This is a genomic window from Sphingomonas sp. ABOLG (assembly GCF_003950435.1).
GTDB classification, from domain to species: domain Bacteria; phylum Pseudomonadota; class Alphaproteobacteria; order Sphingomonadales; family Sphingomonadaceae; genus Sphingomonas; species Sphingomonas panaciterrae.
Map to the genome: position 1 here is coordinate 339,981 of NZ_QQWW01000002.1, position 16,496 is coordinate 356,476.

16 protein-coding genes and 3 tRNA genes are annotated in these 16,496 nt (G+C 66.7%); 5 read left to right on the forward strand and 14 right to left on the reverse strand.

Annotated features, from left to right (window positions below; all coding sequences use genetic code 11):
• Positions 1 to 31: 31 nt before the first annotated feature.
• The 5 genes from CA236_RS03570 (at position 32) to CA236_RS03590 (ending at position 3,975) form a co-directional block, all read left to right on the forward strand.
• Positions 32 to 757: a Crp/Fnr family transcriptional regulator gene (locus tag CA236_RS03570; RefSeq protein ID WP_046410329.1), complete on the forward strand. Its 726-nt coding sequence runs from the start codon at positions 32 to 34 to the stop codon at positions 755 to 757.
• A gap of 134 nt (positions 758 to 891) precedes the next feature.
• Positions 892 to 2,133 carry an AI-2E family transporter gene (locus CA236_RS03575; protein ID WP_125944547.1) on the forward strand — a complete coding sequence of 414 codons (1,242 nt, stop codon included), beginning with the start codon at positions 892 to 894 and terminating at the stop codon, positions 2,131 to 2,133.
• A 24-nt stretch (positions 2,134 to 2,157) separates the two neighbouring features.
• Positions 2,158 to 2,234, forward strand: a tRNA-Asp gene (locus CA236_RS03580).
• A 127-nt stretch (positions 2,235 to 2,361) separates the two neighbouring features.
• A tRNA-Asp gene (locus CA236_RS03585) sits at positions 2,362 to 2,438 on the forward strand.
• 187 nt (positions 2,439 to 2,625) lie between these two features.
• A complete protein-coding gene (locus tag CA236_RS03590) occupies positions 2,626 to 3,975 on the forward strand; it encodes an MFS transporter (RefSeq protein ID WP_125944548.1) in 1,350 nt (449 codons plus the stop codon).
• A gap of 10 nt (positions 3,976 to 3,985) precedes the next feature.
• On the opposite strand, the gene CA236_RS03595 is transcribed toward CA236_RS03590, so the two are convergent.
• The 14 genes from CA236_RS03595 to CA236_RS03660 all read right to left on the reverse strand — a co-directional run bounded on the left by CA236_RS03595 (position 3,986) and on the right by CA236_RS03660 (position 16,464).
• A complete protein-coding gene (locus CA236_RS03595; RefSeq protein ID WP_241212503.1) occupies positions 3,986 to 4,432 on the reverse strand; it encodes a DUF6628 family protein in 447 nt (148 codons plus the stop codon).
• Positions 4,433 to 4,497: 65 nt separating this feature from the next.
• A complete protein-coding gene (locus CA236_RS03600; protein WP_125944549.1) occupies positions 4,498 to 5,841 on the reverse strand; it encodes a folylpolyglutamate synthase/dihydrofolate synthase family protein in 1,344 nt (447 codons plus the stop codon).
• Between the two features lie 114 nt (positions 5,842 to 5,955).
• Positions 5,956 to 6,816 carry an acetyl-CoA carboxylase, carboxyltransferase subunit beta gene (accD, locus tag CA236_RS03605; protein WP_046410332.1) on the reverse strand — a complete coding sequence of 287 codons (861 nt, stop codon included), beginning with the start codon at positions 6,814 to 6,816 and terminating at the stop codon, positions 5,956 to 5,958.
• Positions 6,813 to 7,607: a tryptophan synthase subunit alpha gene (gene trpA / locus CA236_RS03610; RefSeq protein ID WP_125944550.1), complete on the reverse strand. Its 795-nt coding sequence runs from the start codon at positions 7,605 to 7,607 to the stop codon at positions 6,813 to 6,815. Before trpA ends, accD begins: the two co-directional genes overlap by 4 nt.
• The gene (gene trpB / locus CA236_RS03615; RefSeq protein ID WP_125944551.1) at positions 7,604 to 8,833 is read right to left on the reverse strand and encodes a tryptophan synthase subunit beta; all 1,230 of its coding nucleotides are present in this window, start codon (positions 8,831 to 8,833) and stop codon (positions 7,604 to 7,606) included. Before trpB ends, trpA begins: the two co-directional genes overlap by 4 nt.
• Complete coding sequence (locus tag CA236_RS03620) at positions 8,830 to 9,462, reverse strand: phosphoribosylanthranilate isomerase (protein WP_125944552.1); 633 nt, start codon at positions 9,460 to 9,462, stop codon at positions 8,830 to 8,832. The genes trpB and CA236_RS03620 overlap by 4 nt, the downstream gene beginning before the upstream one ends.
• Before the next feature lie 77 nt (positions 9,463 to 9,539).
• Positions 9,540 to 9,890, reverse strand: a complete 351-nt coding sequence (locus CA236_RS03625; RefSeq protein WP_125944553.1) for a GFA family protein — start codon at positions 9,888 to 9,890, stop codon at positions 9,540 to 9,542.
• 11 nt (positions 9,891 to 9,901) lie between these two features.
• Positions 9,902 to 10,576, reverse strand: coding sequence for an orotidine-5'-phosphate decarboxylase (pyrF, locus tag CA236_RS03630; RefSeq protein ID WP_046410339.1), 675 nt, complete (start codon positions 10,574 to 10,576; stop codon positions 9,902 to 9,904).
• 3 nt (positions 10,577 to 10,579) lie between these two features.
• Entirely contained in the window at positions 10,580 to 10,930 is a 351-nt protein-coding gene (locus CA236_RS03635) for a lipopolysaccharide assembly protein LapA domain-containing protein (RefSeq protein ID WP_046410340.1), read from the reverse strand.
• 55 nt (positions 10,931 to 10,985) lie between these two features.
• Positions 10,986 to 13,271 carry a patatin-like protein gene (locus tag CA236_RS03640; RefSeq protein ID WP_125944554.1) on the reverse strand — a complete coding sequence of 762 codons (2,286 nt, stop codon included), beginning with the start codon at positions 13,269 to 13,271 and terminating at the stop codon, positions 10,986 to 10,988.
• A complete protein-coding gene (locus CA236_RS03645) occupies positions 13,268 to 13,966 on the reverse strand; it encodes an endonuclease/exonuclease/phosphatase family protein (protein ID WP_046411687.1) in 699 nt (232 codons plus the stop codon). The genes CA236_RS03640 and CA236_RS03645 overlap by 4 nt, the downstream gene beginning before the upstream one ends.
• A 45-nt stretch (positions 13,967 to 14,011) precedes the next feature.
• Positions 14,012 to 14,087, reverse strand: a tRNA-Thr gene (locus CA236_RS03650).
• 18 nt (positions 14,088 to 14,105) lie between these two features.
• Positions 14,106 to 14,954, reverse strand: a complete 849-nt coding sequence (locus tag CA236_RS03655; protein ID WP_125944555.1) for a hypothetical protein — start codon at positions 14,952 to 14,954, stop codon at positions 14,106 to 14,108.
• A 31-nt stretch (positions 14,955 to 14,985) separates the two neighbouring features.
• Positions 14,986 to 16,464, reverse strand: coding sequence for a serine hydrolase (locus tag CA236_RS03660; RefSeq protein WP_241212504.1), 1,479 nt, complete (start codon positions 16,462 to 16,464; stop codon positions 14,986 to 14,988).
• Positions 16,465 to 16,496 lie beyond the last annotated feature (32 nt).

The window sequence follows — 16,496 nt, forward strand, 5'->3', positions numbered from 1 at the left end:
GCGTTGCGACCTCGCAACAAAGGGGTATGCAGTGCACACCAAGGATTTTCTGCGTGGCCGGCGCCGCAACGAATTGAGCGCCGACGAACTCGCTGCCCTGGAAAGTGCGGTGGAGCGCGTGGAGCGGTATCCGGCGCGCAAGGTGGTTTCGCGGCGCGGGGAGCGCATGCGGTACAGCACGCTCCTGATCGAGGGGCACATGTGCCGCTTCATGGATGCACGCGACGGGTATCGCCAGCTGCTGTCCTATCAGGTGCCGGGCGATTTCGTCGATCTGCACGGCTACCCGACACGCTGCATCGACCATGACGTGGCGACGATCACCGAGGCGACCGTCGCGCTGGTTCCCCACGAGCGGATCGACGCGATCATGGCGGAGCGGCCGCATCTCGGCTTCCTCTTGTGGTTCAGCACGATGCTGGACGCCGCGGCGCATCGTGAGTGGATCTTCCGCATCGGGCGCCTCGACGCCGCCGGGCGGCTCGCGCACTTCATCTGCGAGGCCTATTGCCGCCTTGCCGCGGTCGGACGGGTCCAGGACCAGAGCTTCGACCTTCCATTGACGCAGCAGGACCTGGGCGAGGCGGTCGGGCTGACCAGCGTCCACGTCAATCGCGTGGTGCGACGGTTGCGCGAGGAGGGCTTGGCCGTCGTCGCGCGGGGGCGGGTGCAGATACTCGACATGACGCGGCTGGCGCGGCTGGGCGAGTTCGAGCCGGATTATCTCTACCTCGAGGACGGCCCTTGGGTGAACTAGTGGGGTGTCGCGGGACAATTTGCGGCGACGCGCTCACCCCCATCGTGCTCAATGGTCATTGCCGCAGGTGACCGTTATGGCGAGGCACCGGCAAGCGCGGCGCATTGTCTCGCTTCCTACCAGAGTCGATCGTCATGGCTGATCCCGTTTCCGGTTTCCCGGCGCCCTCGATCGTGCAGGACCAGCCAGCGCCGGCCGCGGCGCCGGCGCCGGAGGACCCGCGCGTCGCCCTCAGGCGCGATCGCTTGCTGGCGGCGTTGACGCTGACCGCAGGTTTCGGGCTGGTGGTGGGGTTGCCCTTTGCGCTGAAGGCGGGGGCCGAGTTCTTCATGCCGACCGCGGTGGCGCTGGTCGTCTCCGTCGCGCTCATCCCGCTGCTGGAGTGGATCGAGGCGCGGCGCGTGCCACCACCGATTGCGGCGCTGTTCTGCGTCCTGCTGTTTTTGGTGGCGGCGAACATCGCGCTGGCGGCGATCGTGGTGCCGGCGATCGACTTCTTCCAGCTGCTGCCCACGCGCATCGATCGCATCCAGAAGAATCTGGAGCCGCTGCTGGACCTGTATTCGAACCTGGAGCGCTATGCGAACCGGACGCTGCAGCGGCTGGCGACGAGCAATGTGCGGCAATCGCCCACGGCAGCGGTGGCGCCGCCCAGCTCGATCCTGGAACTGGCCGCGACCTCGGCGCCAGCGGTCATCATCCAGGTGCTGTATGCCGTCCTGGTGACGTTCTTTTTCCTGTCGGGCTGGACGCGAATCCGCCAGCGGCTGATCACCAACCGCGAAAGCTTTGGCGGCGCGATGGCGACCGCGCGCGTCATCCAGCAGGTGGTGGACGACGTGTCGAGCTATCTGGGCACGATCACCGCGATCAACATCGTGCTGGGCCTCATCACGGCAGGCGCGCTTCATCTGCTCGGCATGCCCTTCCCGTTGATGTGGGGGGGCATCGTCGCGCTGTTCAACTACATCCCTTATTTCGGACCAGTGATCGCGGCCCTGTTGGTCGCCATTGGCGGCCTGATGACCTTTCGCGACGTGGGCACCGCGATGGCGGCGCCGGCGATCATGTATGGCCTGCACCTGATCGAGGCGAACGTCGTCACGCCGCTGGTCGTCGGTCATCGCCTGACGATCAACCCGGTGCTGATCCTCGTCTCGCTGAGCTTCTGGGGATGGGTGTGGGGCACCGTCGGCGCGCTGCTGGCCGTGCCGCTGCTGATCATCATCCAGACGATACTCAAGGGTGCGGGCAAGCCAGACATCGCAGGCTTCCTCTTTGAACATGGTACATTGGTGCGCCAGCCGCAGAACGGAGTGCGGACGAGCGAAAAAAGTGACGCCGCAGTCGTTGACAGTCCCGCGCCCGTGGCATAGTGGCGCGCCTCCACGCTGATCCAAGCGGGTGTAGCTCAGTTGGTTAGAGCGCCGGCCTGTCACGCCGGAGGTCGCGGGTTCGAGCCCCGTCACTCGCGCCACTCCCTCGCGGAGTTGGTGCAGATCAGTGGGAACTCCGACGACGTTGTCGTTCGTGTGCCGGTTTTTCGGCACCATGGGGTAAGTGCCTCGGGATCGCTCATCGGGCGATGATCGGGGCAGATAAGAGCGGGTGTAGCTCAGTTGGTTAGAGCGCCGGCCTGTCACGCCGGAGGTCGCGGGTTCGAGCCCCGTCACTCGCGCCACCCCATCCCGGGGTGGCATTTTGTTTTCGATCTTCCTGAAACACCGATCATGGAGCTCTCGCGAGCCGCCAGACACGTCGTTTCGCGCCTGACGCACCGTCTGGCGCGCGCACCGATCCGGCAGGATGACGAGCGCGCGCTGATCGGCTAGTCCGCCTGGCAATGCGGGGCGGGAGGTAAGGCGTAGATGACCGAGACGGTGGCGCGACGCGGCTTTGTCGCGGCAATGAAGCCCTATTTGCGACCACGTCCGGCCGCTGCCTTCCTGCTGGGCATATCCAGCGGCTTTCCGCTGACGCTGCTGCTGGGCACGATGACGTTCTGGCTGGCGAAGGTCGGGATCGACAAGAAGACGATTGGTTTCGCCGTCGGGCTGACCACCCCCTATACGCTGAAATTCCTCTGGGCCCCGCTGATCGATCGCGTCCGCCTGCCGATCCTGACCGGATGGTTCGGCCAGCGCCGGGCATGGCTGTTCGTGGTTCAGGCATTGCTCTTCGCGTCGGTCTGGATGCTGGGCGCGAGCCAGCCCGAACTGCACATCGGCACTTTCGCCTTCTGGGCCATCGTCACCGCGTTCCTGTCGGCGACGCAGGATATCGTCATCGACGCCTATCGCATCGAGATCCTGCCGGACGACGAACTGGCGCACGGCACCGCGGCGAACCAGTTCGGTTATCGCACCGGCAATTTCATCGCCGGCGTGGGGACGATCGCCGTCGCCTCCAGCGAGGGCCTGGGGCTTGGCTGGGCGCTCGGCTATGGACTGACGTCGCTGTGCGTGCTGCCCGGCGCGCTGGCCGCGCTGTGGATCGGCCGCGGGTTGCATGACCAGGTGGTACAGCGCGGCGGGCGCGGCTGGTTCAACGACACGGTGGTCAGCCCCTTCCGCGAATTCTTCCGCCGGCGCGGTGCGCTGCTAATCCTGATGTTCGTGCTGGTCTACAAGCTGGGCGATGCGATGGGGCAGGGCATGCTCAACCCGATGATCGTCGAACTTGGCTTTTCAGACAAGGAGTTCCTGGCGATCAACAAGGTCGTCGGGCTGTGGGGATTGCTGATCGGCACGGCGATTGGCGCACCGTTTCTGGCGTGGCTGGGCATGGGGCGGGCGCTGTTCGTATCGGGCGTGCTGATGATGCTGTCCAACGCGACCTTTGCGATCCTTGCCGCCAAGGGACATTCGCCGACGTGGCTGTTCATCGCGGTGGCGACGGAACAGGTGACGAGCGGCATCGGCCTGACGGTGTTTGCTACCTATCTGTCGGGTCTGGCCAACGTCGCCTACACCGCGACCCAGTTCGCGCTGCTGACCTCCTTCGCGGTGGTCGGGCGTACGTGGCTGTCGACGCCATCGGGCTATGTCGCGGAGGCGTTTGGCTGGGTCGGGTTCTGGATCGTGACGATGATCGTCGCGCTGCCGGGACTGGTGCTGTTGTGGGTTCTGTGGAAGCGCGGCTTCGTGGTCGATACGGCACGGCAGGAGGTTTCCGAAGAGCCGGAGGTCGCCGCAGCCGGGGCATCGCAGCCGGGCTGACCATTGCTCATCAACAGGTGATCGGTCGCCCTTCGTCAGCGAAGGCAGCGGCGACCACCGCTGCGCTGGCGAGGATGCCGTCGACGCGGCGGATGCCGAGCAGGTCAGCCAGCAGGAGGCGGGCATTGTCCGGGTAAAGCTCGACGCGCGCGAGGACGTGCATCAGCGCGCTCTCGGCATGGGTCATGCGCGAGCAGCAGCAATGCGTGATGGAGATCGGCCCAGCGGCGGAGGTGGCCAAATCCGCCATCAGCGCGCGCACCAGCATCAGCGGACGGCGAAAGCGTTCGCCGAAGGCGGTGAACATGGCGTGCGCGGCGCGGGCATCCGCGAGGCCGTTCGCCCCCATGCGGCGGATCGCGAACAGCACCAACCGGGCGTTCTCACATGCGGGCAGCGTGTGCGGCAGGACCGACAGGCGCTCTGTGACTGATGACGGCGGTACGGACATGGACATGCTGGCGACTCCTCTGTCTCACTTGTCTCTAATCCGCTATTGCAAGTCAATCGCAACTCAAGGCGTCATTGCGGCGCTTCGTCGTTTGCCTCCAGGACGGTGCCAGCGAGATAAAGCGAGCCGGCGATCAGCATGCGGTCCGCAATGGGCAGATCTGCAGCGACGCGGAAGGCATGCCGGATATCGTTAGCCACAAGGGCGCTTGTGGCCCCCAGTGCCGTTGCCTGCCCGGCCAGGGCGACGGGGTCGTGGCAGGCGTGCCCCGGGACCGGCAGCGCAATGATGCTGACCGACCGCGCCATGCCGATCATGTGCCGAAGGATCGCGCCAGCATCCTTGTTCGCCAGAACACCCAGGATGATGGTGGTCGCCTCTTTATGGGGCCAGTCCGTAGCGATGGCAGCGGCCGCCGATTCGTTGTGCGCGCCGTCCAGCCACACGCCATCGGTGGGCTGACGAGGAAGAAGGTCGAGCAACGGGCCATGTTCCAGTCGCTGCATCCGCGCCGGCCAGCGCGCTGCGCGGATCCCGGCGGCGAGCGCGGCTTGCGGAATGTCGATCAATGATTGGCGGCGCAGCATGGCGACGGCGAGCGCGGCATTGTCACACTGATGGTGGCCGGCCAGCGTCGGCAATGGCAGCTGCAGCACGCCTTGTGCGTCCCGATAGAGGATGGCGGAGCCGTCGTGGGTTGCCTGCCATTTGTTGTCTCGCGCCGCCAACGGTGCGCCGCGGCTGGCAGCAACACTTGCGATCGCCTCAGCGGCGATTGGTGGGTAATGCTGCGTCACCAAAGGCACGCCGGGTTTGGCGATGCCGGCCTTCTCGAACGCAATGCGGGCCATCGGCTCGGGCGGTGTGCCCGCTTCTTCGGCGAGCAGGAACGCCTCGTGATCAATCCCGAGGCCGGCGATGCCGCAGACAAGCGGGTGGATGACGTTGGTTGCGTCGAGCCGGCCGCCGAGGCCCACCTCGATGATACAGGCATCGGCCGCCGAACGGGAGAATTGCAGGAAGGCCGCCGCGGTCGTCACCTCGAAGAAGCTGGCGCCGACATCGCCGGCACGATCGAGCACTTCGGCCAGCAGCGGCGCCAATGTCGCGTCGTCGATCAGCCGCCCGGCGACCCGGATCCGCTCGTTGAAGCGGACCAGATGGGGGCTGGAATAGACGTTGACGCACTTTCCCGCGGCCTCCAGCGCGGCGCGAAGAAAGGCGCAGGCCGACCCCTTGCCGTTGGTCCCAGCGACATGGAACGTGGGCGGCAGGCGGAGGTGCGGGTTGCCGAGCCGCGCCAAAAGCTCCGTGATCCGCGACAGGCCGAGGACATCCGCCCCGGGCGACAGCGACCACAGCCGATCCAGCTGCTTTTGTACGGCCGAGTCGCGGGAATGTGCGTGATCGGGCATCGTCGTTCCGCCTTCGGCGTCGCTGAATGAACCGCGCGACACGGGCCGAGCGGCCGATGACGCCGGGCCGGCATGGCCGCCGCGCCAGTGGCGCGAGCGGCAATGGCGGAACGATCAGGCGGCCTGCCGCTCCGCGCAGAGGTAGCCGATGATCGTGGCGAGGCGATCGCGCAGTTCCTTGCGATGCACGACCATGTCGATCAGCCCATGTTCGAGGTAATATTCGCTGGTCTGGAAATCGTCCGGCAGCTTTTCACGAATGGTATTCTCGATCACGCGGCGGCCGGTGAACGCGAGCGTCGCACGCGGCTCGGCGATGTGCACGTCGCCCAGCATCGCATAGGCGGCCATCACGCCGCCCGACGTCGGATCGGTGAGCACGACGATATAGGGCAGCCCCGCATCGTGGAGCATCTGGATCGCCACCGTGCTGCGCGGCATCTGCATGAGGCTGAGAATGCCTTCCTGCATGCGCGCGCCGCCGCTGGCAGTGAAGACGACATAGGGCGCCTTGTCGGCGATCGCCGTCTCGACGCCCTGGATGAACGCCTCACCCACGGCCTGGCCCATCGAGCCGCCCATGAAGGCGAAATCCTGCACGCCGATCACGACGCGGCGACCATGGATGGTACCGCGCGCGTTGAGGAAGGCGTCCTGCTCGCCCGTGTCGGCCCGCGCCGTCTTGAGACGATCGACGTATCGCTTGGAATCGCGGAACTTCAGCGGATCCTCCGGCGCCGGCGGCGGGGCGAGCACGTCGGCGCTGCCCTCGTCCAGCAGCTGCTTGAACCGTGCCGATGGGCCAATGCGGCCGTGGTGATCGCAGCTCGGGCAGACCGACAGGTTCTCCTCGAACTCCTTGGTGAACACCATCGTCCCGCATCCCTTGCACTTGTGCCAGAGATTGTCGGGCGTCTCTTTCGTTGCCGGAACAACGAAGGACAAAGCGTTACGAACGCTGGACAACCAGCTCATGCAAATTCCTTCCGTGCGGCGCGGATCGCCACCGCCAAAGTCTCAACATAGGTGCGGATCGCCGCCGGTGCATCAGCGTCGAAGCGTTCGACCAGTTCCACGATCGCGGAGCCCACGACGACGCCATCAGCAACGCGGGCGATGGCCTTCGCCTGATCCGGCGTGCGCACGCCGAAGCCGACCGCGATCGGCAGATCAGTCGCGCGCTTCAGCCGCGCGACGGATTCCTCGATCGACGCCTGAGCGGCCTGCTGCAATCCGGTGATCCCTGCCACCGACACATAATAGACGAAGCCCGAGGCGCCTTCCAGAACGGAGGGGAGCCGCGCATCGTCGGTGGTGGGCGTCGCCAGCCGCACGAGGTCGATCCCGGCGCTGCGCAGCGCCGGTCCGAGCGCGTCGTCCTCTTCCGGCGGAACGTCGACGCAGATCACGCCGTCGACCCCGGCGTCGCGCGCTGCGGCGGCGAACCAGTCAGCGCCGCGGCGGAGCATCGGATTGGCGTAACCCATCAGCACCAGCGGTACGTCCGGGTGCCGGTCACGAAAATCCTTTGCAATCTGCAGGATGGAAGCGGTTGTTGTGCCGCTCCCAAGGCTGCGGATGTTGGCCGCCTGGATCGCAGGGCCGTCCGCCATCGGATCGGTGAAGGGCATGCCAAGTTCGATGACGTCGGCACCGCCGGCCACCAGCGCGTCGAGCACGGCCGGCGTATCGCCGTCGCCGGCGGTGATGAAGGTGACCAGCGCGGCACGGTCGTTCGGGAAAGCCGCCGTCAGACGCGCGCTCATATTGCCACCCCCAATGCATGGGCGACGGTGAAGATGTCCTTGTCGCCGCGCCCGCAGAGATTGGCGAGGATGATCTGATCGTCGCGCATTTCCCGTGCCTTGCGCGCTACTGCTGCAATCGCATGGGATGGCTCCAGCGCGGGGATGATTCCCTCCGTCCGGCATAGAAGCTGGAAGGCGTCGAGCGCCTCCTCATCGGTGACGGCGGTATAGTCGACGCGGCCGATGTCCTTCAGCCAGGCGTGCTCGGGCCCGATGCCGGGATAGTCGAGCCCGGCCGAGATCGAATGGGCCTCGGCAATTTGGCCGTCCTCGTCCTGGAGCAAATAGGTCTTGTTGCCGTGGAGGATGCCCGGAAAACCACCCGCAAGGCTGGCGGCGTGCTTCTTTTCCAGCCCCTCGCCAGCTGCCTCGACCCCGAGCATGCCGACCTCGGCATCATCGAGGAACGGGTGGAACAGGCCAATGGCATTGGACCCTCCGCCGATCGCGGCGACCAGCAGGTCGGGCAGGCGGCTGGTGCGTGCCAGCATCTGCGCCCGCGCCTCACGCCCAATGACGCTCTGGAAGTCGCGGACGAGCTCGGGATAGGGATGCGGGCCGGCCGCGGTGCCGATGATGTAGAAGGTGTCGTGGATGTTCGCGACCCAGTCGCGCATCGCTTCGTTCATCGCATCCTTGAGCGTGTTCGCCCCCGACGTGACGGCGCGGACCTCAGCCCCCAGCAGCTTCATCCGGAACACGTTCGGCTGCTGCCGCTCGACGTCCTTGGCGCCCATGTAGATGACGCAGGGCAGGCCGAAGCGGGCGCAGACCGTGGCGGTCGCAACGCCGTGCTGGCCGGCACCGGTCTCCGCAATGATGCGCGTCTTGCCCATCCGGATGGCGAGCAGGATCTGACCAATACAATTGTTAATCTTGTGCGCGCCGGTATGGTTCAGCTCGTCGCGCTTGAACCAGATCTGCGCGCCCATGCCAGGGTCCGCATTCTCGCGCAGCGCGTCCGTCAGGCGTTCCGCATAATAAAGCGGGGAGGGGCGTCCGACATAATGCTCCAGCAGGTCGTCGAACTGCGCCTGGAACGCCGGATCTCCCTTTGCGGCGCGATATTCCCGCTCCAGCTCAAGGATCAGCGGCATCAGCGTCTCGGCAACATAACGGCCGCCATAGTCGCCGAAGTGACCGCGATCGTCGGGCTGAGCACGGAAGGTGTTTGGTGCATTCATGATGCGGCGACCGCTTGCAGGAACGCGGCTATCTTGTCCACGTTCTTCACGCCCGGGGCGGTTTCGAGGCCGGAGGAAGCGTCGACCAGCGCCGCGCCGGTGCGGCGTGCCGCCTCCGCGACGTTGCTGGCATCGAGCCCGCCCGAAAGCGCCCATGCGGTCGGATGACGAAAGCCGTCGAGCAACGCCCAGTCGAACCGGACACCCATGCCGCCGGGCAGTGCGCCCTCGGGCGTCTTGGCGTCGTAGAGGATCCGGTCGGCAGCACCCGCCAGCGATCGCGCCGATTCGAGATCGCCCCGGGTCTTCACGGGGAGGGCGGCCCATGTCTCCAGCCCGGTTGCCGTGCGAAGCTGCGCAATGCGTTGCGGCGAGGTCTTGTGAAGCTGGATGATCGTTAGTCGCGCCGCCGTCACCGCGCCCGCGACGAGATCATCGTCGGGATCGACGAACACGCCGACACGCGCCACGTGAGACGGCACGCGGGCGGCGAGCGCCCCGGCGTGCTCAAAGGCGAGATGACGCGGCGACGGGGGATAGAATACGAAGCCGAGGTGGCTTGCGCCCCGTGCGACGGACGCATCGAGCGCCTGGATCGTGGATAGCCCGCATATCTTGGCGGTGGTCATTGCATCTCCGGCAGGAACGCGATGAAGGGAAGATGGCGCGGGAATGACATCCCGCAAGCCACGGAAAAGCTTAGGGATCAGAAGCGTGCGCCGTCGATCTCTTCGATGGCGAGGCTATCGAGGTCGATTGACGGTACGCATCGCAGGTTGACCGCCGTCGTGCGAACGCCGCCCGGCCCCGTCCCCTCGGCATGCGTTTCGCAGCCACAAACCGCGCAGAATTGGTGCCGAATCACATGTTTGTTGAAGAAGTATGAGGTCAGGCGATCAGCGCCGGCCGTGACCGTGAAGGTCTCAGCGGGCAGGAACGCGAGAAGGAAGCCCTTTCGCCGGCAATGCGAGCAGTTGCAGCTCATCGCACCGACCGGCCGATCGGCATCAACGTGGAACGTCACCGCCCCGCAGTGACAGCTGCCTTCGAAAGCCATGACATTGCCTCCTACAGCGTCGCGCCGATCGCACGCGCGGCGGAATCCGGATCCTCAGCCTGGGTGATCGGGCGCCCGATCACCAAAATCGATGCGCCGTTGTCGAGCGCCTGTCGCGGCGTCACTACGCGCTTCTGATCGCCGACGACCGCATCGGCGGGGCGCACGCCGGGCACGACGAAGAAGCCGTCCGGCCATGACTGATGCGCGGCTTTCACCTCCTCGCCGGAGCATACGATGCCATCGACGCCGGACCGCTGGGCAAGCTCCGTCAGGCGCAGGACCTGATCGTGCGCCGAACCGTGGATCCCGGTAGCGGCGAGATCGCGCTGGTCGAGACTGGTGAGCATGGTAACGGCAACGACCTTCGTACCCGCGGGCGCGGCCGCCTTGGCATCCTCCAGCATCGCCTGCCCGCCAGCCGCGTGCACCGTGATGATCGCCGGTTCGAGGGCGCGCAGCGCCTGGATCGCCTTGGCGACGGTGTTGGGGATGTCGTGAAACTTGAGATCAAGGAAGATCGGCAGCCCGAGTTCCGCCATCTCCTTCACGCCGTGTCGGCCGTTGCCCGCGAAGAATTCCAGCCCGAGCTTGATCCCGCCGACATGGTGGCGAACGCTGGCGGCAAGCGCCTTGGCGCGGTCAAGATCGGGCGTGTCCAGTGCCACGAAGATGGGGTTGGACATGGTTCAGATGGCCTCCGGCGGGAAATCTGTGGAAGAGGATGGGGCGGGCGCAGCCATGGCCGGCGCAGGCGCGGCCGCGGCAGGCCTGGGATCGGCAAGCGGCAGCGCCCGAAGGTCGGCAATGGTCCGCTCCGCGGCGGACAGCCGCTGACGCAGGCGCCAGCGCAGCGCTCGCTGGTACAGGAAGGTCGGCAGGAACCCGGCGAGGAACGTGACCAGCAACAGGATGGGAAGGTTCACCTCCGCCATCAGGTTACCGAACAGCGACACCGACACCCATTTCCAATTGCCGAAGGTGAATACCGCAGCGGCGAAGGCGACCAAGGCCCAGAACAGGATTTTCAGGAACTGCATGTACAAGGCTCCGGCATGGCGCGACGCTATTACGCCGGCGCCGTTTTGGCCAGCCTCAGCCTATTTCGCGGCGCAGATCGGCGATGAGGCCGCCGGCCGTGAGGAGGCGCGGTTCCTCTTCATCAAGGATCGCCAGAAAGGCCGATCGCTTTGCGGCGGCGACCGTGCCCGGGCGGAGGCGGGCGGTGGCGGGCAGCGCGGACACGATGATGTCGATCATCCGCTCCGCGCCGTGCAGCCGGCCCCAGAGGTAATCATTCTCGCGGTAGCTGCGGCTGAAGAAGGCGCCGAAATTGCTGAACTGAATCCCCTTCAGCGTGGCCTCCGCACCGCCCTGGCGAATCGCGGTGCAATCATCGGGTGAGATGCGATCGACCTTGACCGGATCGAACTCGTCCAGCCCCTCACCCTGAAGCAGCGGGAGGGTGGCGAGGTCGACATAAGGAAAGCCGAGATAGTGGAGAAGCAGGGTGCGGCGCAGCTGACGGGGAAGCTGCGCCAGCGCCTCGGCGACCCGTTCGTCCGTTTCATGATCGAGCCGGGTCAGGTCGAGAGAGGCGGCGAGATCGTCGAGCAGCGGGGATGCGTCCCCGCGCAGGCTGCGCACCGCGCCCCGCAGGGCACCATGCGCCTCGGGCGCCTTGCGGTGGAGATAGGCGCCGAGCGAATCGTAAATGGCGGTGCGCACGGGCGCCAGGACTGCCTCATCATGCTCCGCCTCCAGCTCGACCAACCGCCGCGCCAGCAAGCGCAGACGGCGGATGCGAAAGCCGATGTCGAAGGTGCGCAGGAAATCGATCGACGCAGCGCTGGAGGCATCGGAAGGGGCCGCCTCATCATAGCCGCGCGCATGCAGCGCGGCCTCGATCCGGCTGCGGATCCGCTGCCAGCGGTGTGGCCCAGGCTCGTCACCCGCGGCGTAGAGCAAGGCCGTCATCGTCTCGATCACGCCGGCGATCTTGAGGTGCGCATAGCCGGCATAGCTGAAACCGGCCCGCTCCGCCGCTGCGATCTGCGCACGCCGGCGCCATACGACGAGACGCGCTGCGGTTGGCCGATCCAGGAAGAACGTGCGCCCGAACAAGGCCTCGACCGCTGCCTCGATTTCCGGCCGCACGGCATCGGTGATGGTGCGCATCCGGGCGATGCGCCGCGAGCGGGCGGCGAGCGCCTCCAGATTGTCCCGGATCGGCTGCTTTCGGGGCAGCTCGCTGATCGCGCCGAGGATCGTCTGGAAGAAGCCGGGTGGGCCTTCCGCCGGGCCGGTGAGCCTGAACTTCATGCCGGGCGACGGATCAATATACACGAACCGGCGGTCCACCTCGCGCCGCGCGGGGCGGGCATCGAGTGCGTCGATCGCCGGACGGAACGGGGCATTCGCGAGGACCGAGCCGTCGATCAGCACCGCGGTATCCAGCGCGTTGGCGGCGGCCTGACGCGGCAGCACCCGCGTGAGAAACGCCCGGCGCCCGGGCCAGCGATCCTTGCGATTGGCGAGCACCTGATCAAGCTCGGCCACGGTGAAGGCGGGAAAAGCGCCGGGAAAGCTTGAGGTGGCCCGCGCGGCGAAGGCAAGCTCGGGTGCGGCGGCCAAGGTCTCGATCGCATGGCCGTGATCGCTGAACGACAGCACCACGCGATGCTCGGTCTCCACTACCTCCGGCGGGGAGTGGAGCTGCAGCCGTTCGGGATGGCCGTTGAAGTCGGTGACGGTCACGAACAGGTCGAGCGGCTGGCCCTCGGGCAGCAGGCGGGGGCCGCGCGGGCCGGTTTCCATCGCCGCAAAGGCATCCAGCAGCATGCCGGTGAAGCCGGGGCCATCAAACGGCGGCTCGAACCAGCGCGAGCGGACGAAGTGCGACAGCTTTGCCCGCACCTCCTCGCGTGTTTGTTCGTCGAGATCGTCCAGTCCGTCGACACCGCGCCCGGCCGCCATCCAGGCGATCGGCAGCGCCCAAGCCTTGGAGAAGCGCGAGACCGGCGCAGCGGCCGGCGCGATCAGTGCCTCCACATCGGCATTGTCGAGCCACAGGTCCGTCAGCGGGTCGAGCGATTGCCCGGCGCTGAGTGCCTGCGCGAGGAAAATGCCGTTGATCCCGCCGGCGCTGGCGCCTGCGATGATATCCGGCAGGATCCGCAGACGGATGCCGGTGGAGCCGGCGATCTCCACCAGCAGCCCCTGGTAGACGCCGGCGGAACGATCCAGCGATTCCCCCGACTGGCTCGCCCGGCTCGCGCGCGCGACGTGCCAGATCTCCTTGGTGATGCCGTGCATGTACACGGCAAGGCTGATCCCGCCGTAGCAGACGAGCGCCAGCCGTAATTCCGAATCACGAATCATGCGGCTTCGACGTCAGCCCAGATCGGCAGATGATCGCTGGCCTTGCGGGCGGCGGCGCTGCTGTGCACCCCGCAATCCATCACCTTCACGTCGCTTGATACCATGATCCTGTCCAGCCGCCCGATCGGACGCGTGGCATGGTAGCTGGGGCCGGTTTCGGCAAATACGAAATCGCGCCCGAAATCGCGGAGGCACCCGCCGGCGCGGGTCCATTCGTTCAGGTCACCCATCATCACGGTGGGCAATTGCTCGCTGCTGGCTGCCACATGGCTGAGGATTGCCGCGGCCTGCTTGCGCCGCCAGAGCCCCGACAGGTCGAGGTGCATGCCGACGCAGCGCCACACCCCGCCCTTGGCCAGCCGCACCTCGGTCACGATCGCGCCGCGCGGTTCGAGTGCGGGGAGGTGGATGACCTCGCAATCGACCACCTGCGATGACTTGCGAACGAGGAAGGCGTTGCCGTGCCAGCCCATCGATCCGGCCCGAACTCCGAAATCGACCGCCTTCCAGTCGCTATGCTCGTCCAGAAGATGCGGGGTGATCACCGCTGCCCGCGCGCCAAACCGCCGGTCCGCCTCTTGCAGGGCAATGACGTCCGCATCCAGTTCGTGCAGGACCTCCAGCACGCGTTCCGGGTTGCGGCGCCGGTCGGTGCCGATCGCCTTGCGCATGTTATAGCTTGCGATGCGGATCATTGCGTTTGTGGAACGCCCCTCCACCAGCGAGGTTGCGTCGGGAAATGGTGCCGGTTGCAGGGATCGAACCCGCGACCTTCGGTTTACAAAACCGCTGCTCTACCAGCTGAGCTAAACCGGCGTGTCGGCGCTCCATGCGTCAGGTGACGCCGAAGGTCCAGCCTTCGGTTTGTCGAACCTGCGCGTCGAGCCCGGGCGGGGCCCACAAGTCGGCTCGGTCGGCATTGGTGCGCAGCCAGGCGGCGGCCAGGATCGCGTCGGTCGAGTGATCGTCATACTGCGTCAGCGGTTCATGCGGGCGGCTGCCAAGGTGCCCGAGTGCATCGTCCAATGAGACTGCATTGCGTAGCTTGCTTCGGCCGCGTGGCAGGCCGGCCGCGCGCGCCGCGATGGCGGTGTAGATCTCCACCAGTACCGCCCCCTCATCAGGTTTCGAGTCGAACGGCCAGATCGCCAGCGCTCCGTCCAGATGGTGGAGCATCCGCATCCCCGCAAAGCTCGCCTTGGCGACCTGCGCCGCACCGATCGCATCATAGACCGTGGTCGGCTTGGTCGAACGGTCGCCGGCCATCTCGCACGTGCGCCAGTGGAGGAACTGCGCCTTGGGGCCGTCCGCCGCGCCGAGATAAAAGTGTCGGCCCCGCCTGGCCTCCAGGAAGGAGGCCGCGCCCAGATCCTCATCGCTGCTTTGTTCGTCGACATAGGCCCATAGCGCGCGCGCGGTTTCGGTCCGGGTTTCGCCCGGCAGATGCGCGCCCCGCGCGAGGAAGGGCGCGGAGAAGCTGCAATCGATCCCGACCAGCAGCGGTTGGTGCGCATGATCGCGCAGCCAGGCGCAGACATCCGTCCGCGACCACCAGCGGCCAGGCGGGGGGACGAGACGCGGCGCCTCCTCGCCGGCGTGGCAGAGGGCAACGGCGATCCCCTTGTGGCGAGACCCCTTCGCCCCAGACCAGTCGATCGCCGCGAACTGACGAAAATGGGTCAGTGCCGCCGCCTCCGAGCGGTACAGACGCCCATCATTTCAGGTTCCGGATCACGTCAGCGGTAAAGCGGGCGATGTCGAAACGGGCATTGGTGGGGTCCTCACCGCGGCGGACAATCACCAGCTTCTCCGACGGGACCACCATCACATATTGCCCGCGATTGCCCTGCGCCGAATAGCTGCCTGCGGGGATTCCCTGCGCCGGTCCGAACAGCCACATGGTGGCGCCATAGCCGGGGCCATCGGCGGGCTGCGGGCCGCTGGCTGTCGTCATGTAGCGCATCCAGCCGTCCGGCAGCAGGCGCTTGCCCTGCCAGACGCCGTCCTGCAGCCAGAACTGCCCCAACCGCGCAAGGTCGCGAGCGGTGGTATAAACCTGGCTGGAGAGGATCAGATTGCCTTGCCAATCGGTGCCCGCCGTCGTGTGTTTCATAGCGAGCGGGGTGAACAGCTGCGATGGCCAGGCGGCGTAGCGCGTATCATTGTTCATCGCGGCGCGGATGGCGCGCGCCGCCAGCATGATGTCGTTGTTGGCGTAGCGGAAGCGTGTGCCCGGCCTCACCTCAAGCGGCCAGCCGGTCGCCTGCTCGGTGACGGTGGTGCCGCCGAAATAGATCGCATCGGTGCGATTGCCGTAATGATCGGAATGGAGACCTGACGACATGCGAAGGAGCTGGTCCAGCGTGATCGCGCGGCGAGGATCGGCGGGGTGGCTCCATTCGGGAATGGGCGCGGGCTTGCGCGGGTCGATCTTCAGGTCGCGCACCGCCATGCCGGCCAATGTGCCCGCGATGCTCTTCGCCACCGACCAGGTGCGGTTGGAAGTGAACGGGCCAAAGCCGTCCGCGTAACGCTCCGCCACGATCCGCCCGTCGTGCAGCACGACGACGCCGACCGTCTCGCCCTTGTAGGTGCTGCGGTCGAAGGCACGCGCGACGGTCTGTGCCAGTGCGGGGCGTGGGCGCGGCGCGATGCCCGAGTCGCCGAGCGGCCACGGCCGTGAGTCCCCCGGCAGTGGCAGCGATGCTGCGGGCGGTGTTGCCGGCCACGGCGCAACGACGCGGCCGATCGGCTGGAGGACGCAGCCGGTGCGCGGCGACCAATCCGCGCGGCGCGGGGGCAGATCGGTGGCGAAGGCAACCTGAACACTGCGGTTGGGACGGTCGATCGTGGCGCGCAGGCGCGGGAGCAGCGGCTGATATTCCGGGTAGATCCCGCGGAGTTCCAGCGCCTCGACCTGCGCCTCGGTCCGGCCGGCGGCGATCACCCCTTCGCACAGTGCAAGCGCCTTGTAGCCCGCCGCAATCGCCTCCTGATAGGCGGTAGAGGTTTGCGCACCGATGACCTGAGCGCCCGCGGTAGTTGGCGCAGCGGATGCGATCGTCGCCGCCCCGATCAGCGCGGCGACCATGCCGTGGGCGCGCGCCCGCTTGCCGCGGGCTGCGCCGGCGGTGAGCCGCCGTGCTTGCGCAGTCGACCTGAACCTGTTCCCGACGTCACCCCTGATGCCCACGTGCGACTTCCTCCACCTGTTTCAGCATCGCT

Coding starts and splice junctions, on each gene's coding strand:
- CA236_RS03625 (WP_125944553.1), bottom strand. CDS start 9,890: ATGGCTTTCGAAGGCAGCTGTCACTGCGGGGCGGTGACGTTCCACGTT.
- CA236_RS03600 (WP_125944549.1), bottom strand. CDS start 5,841: ATGCCCGATCACGCACATTCCCGCGACTCGGCCGTACAAAAGCAGCTG.
- trpA (WP_125944550.1), bottom strand. CDS start 7,607: ATGAGCGCGCGTCTGACGGCGGCTTTCCCGAACGACCGTGCCGCGCTG.
- CA236_RS03635 (WP_046410340.1), bottom strand. CDS start 10,930: ATGCAGTTCCTGAAAATCCTGTTCTGGGCCTTGGTCGCCTTCGCCGCT.
- CA236_RS03645 (WP_046411687.1), bottom strand. CDS start 13,966: ATGATCCGCATCGCAAGCTATAACATGCGCAAGGCGATCGGCACCGAC.
- CA236_RS03620 (WP_125944552.1), bottom strand. CDS start 9,462: ATGACCACCGCCAAGATATGCGGGCTATCCACGATCCAGGCGCTCGAT.
- accD (WP_046410332.1), bottom strand. CDS start 6,816: ATGAGCTGGTTGTCCAGCGTTCGTAACGCTTTGTCCTTCGTTGTTCCG.
- CA236_RS03640 (WP_125944554.1), bottom strand. CDS start 13,271: ATGATTCGTGATTCGGAATTACGGCTGGCGCTCGTCTGCTACGGCGGG.
- CA236_RS03575 (WP_125944547.1), top strand. CDS start 892: ATGGCTGATCCCGTTTCCGGTTTCCCGGCGCCCTCGATCGTGCAGGAC.
- trpB (WP_125944551.1), bottom strand. CDS start 8,833: ATGAATGCACCAAACACCTTCCGTGCTCAGCCCGACGATCGCGGTCAC.
- CA236_RS03590 (WP_125944548.1), top strand. CDS start 2,626: ATGACCGAGACGGTGGCGCGACGCGGCTTTGTCGCGGCAATGAAGCCC.
- CA236_RS03595 (WP_241212503.1), bottom strand. CDS start 4,432: ATGTCCATGTCCGTACCGCCGTCATCAGTCACAGAGCGCCTGTCGGTC.
- pyrF (WP_046410339.1), bottom strand. CDS start 10,576: ATGTCCAACCCCATCTTCGTGGCACTGGACACGCCCGATCTTGACCGC.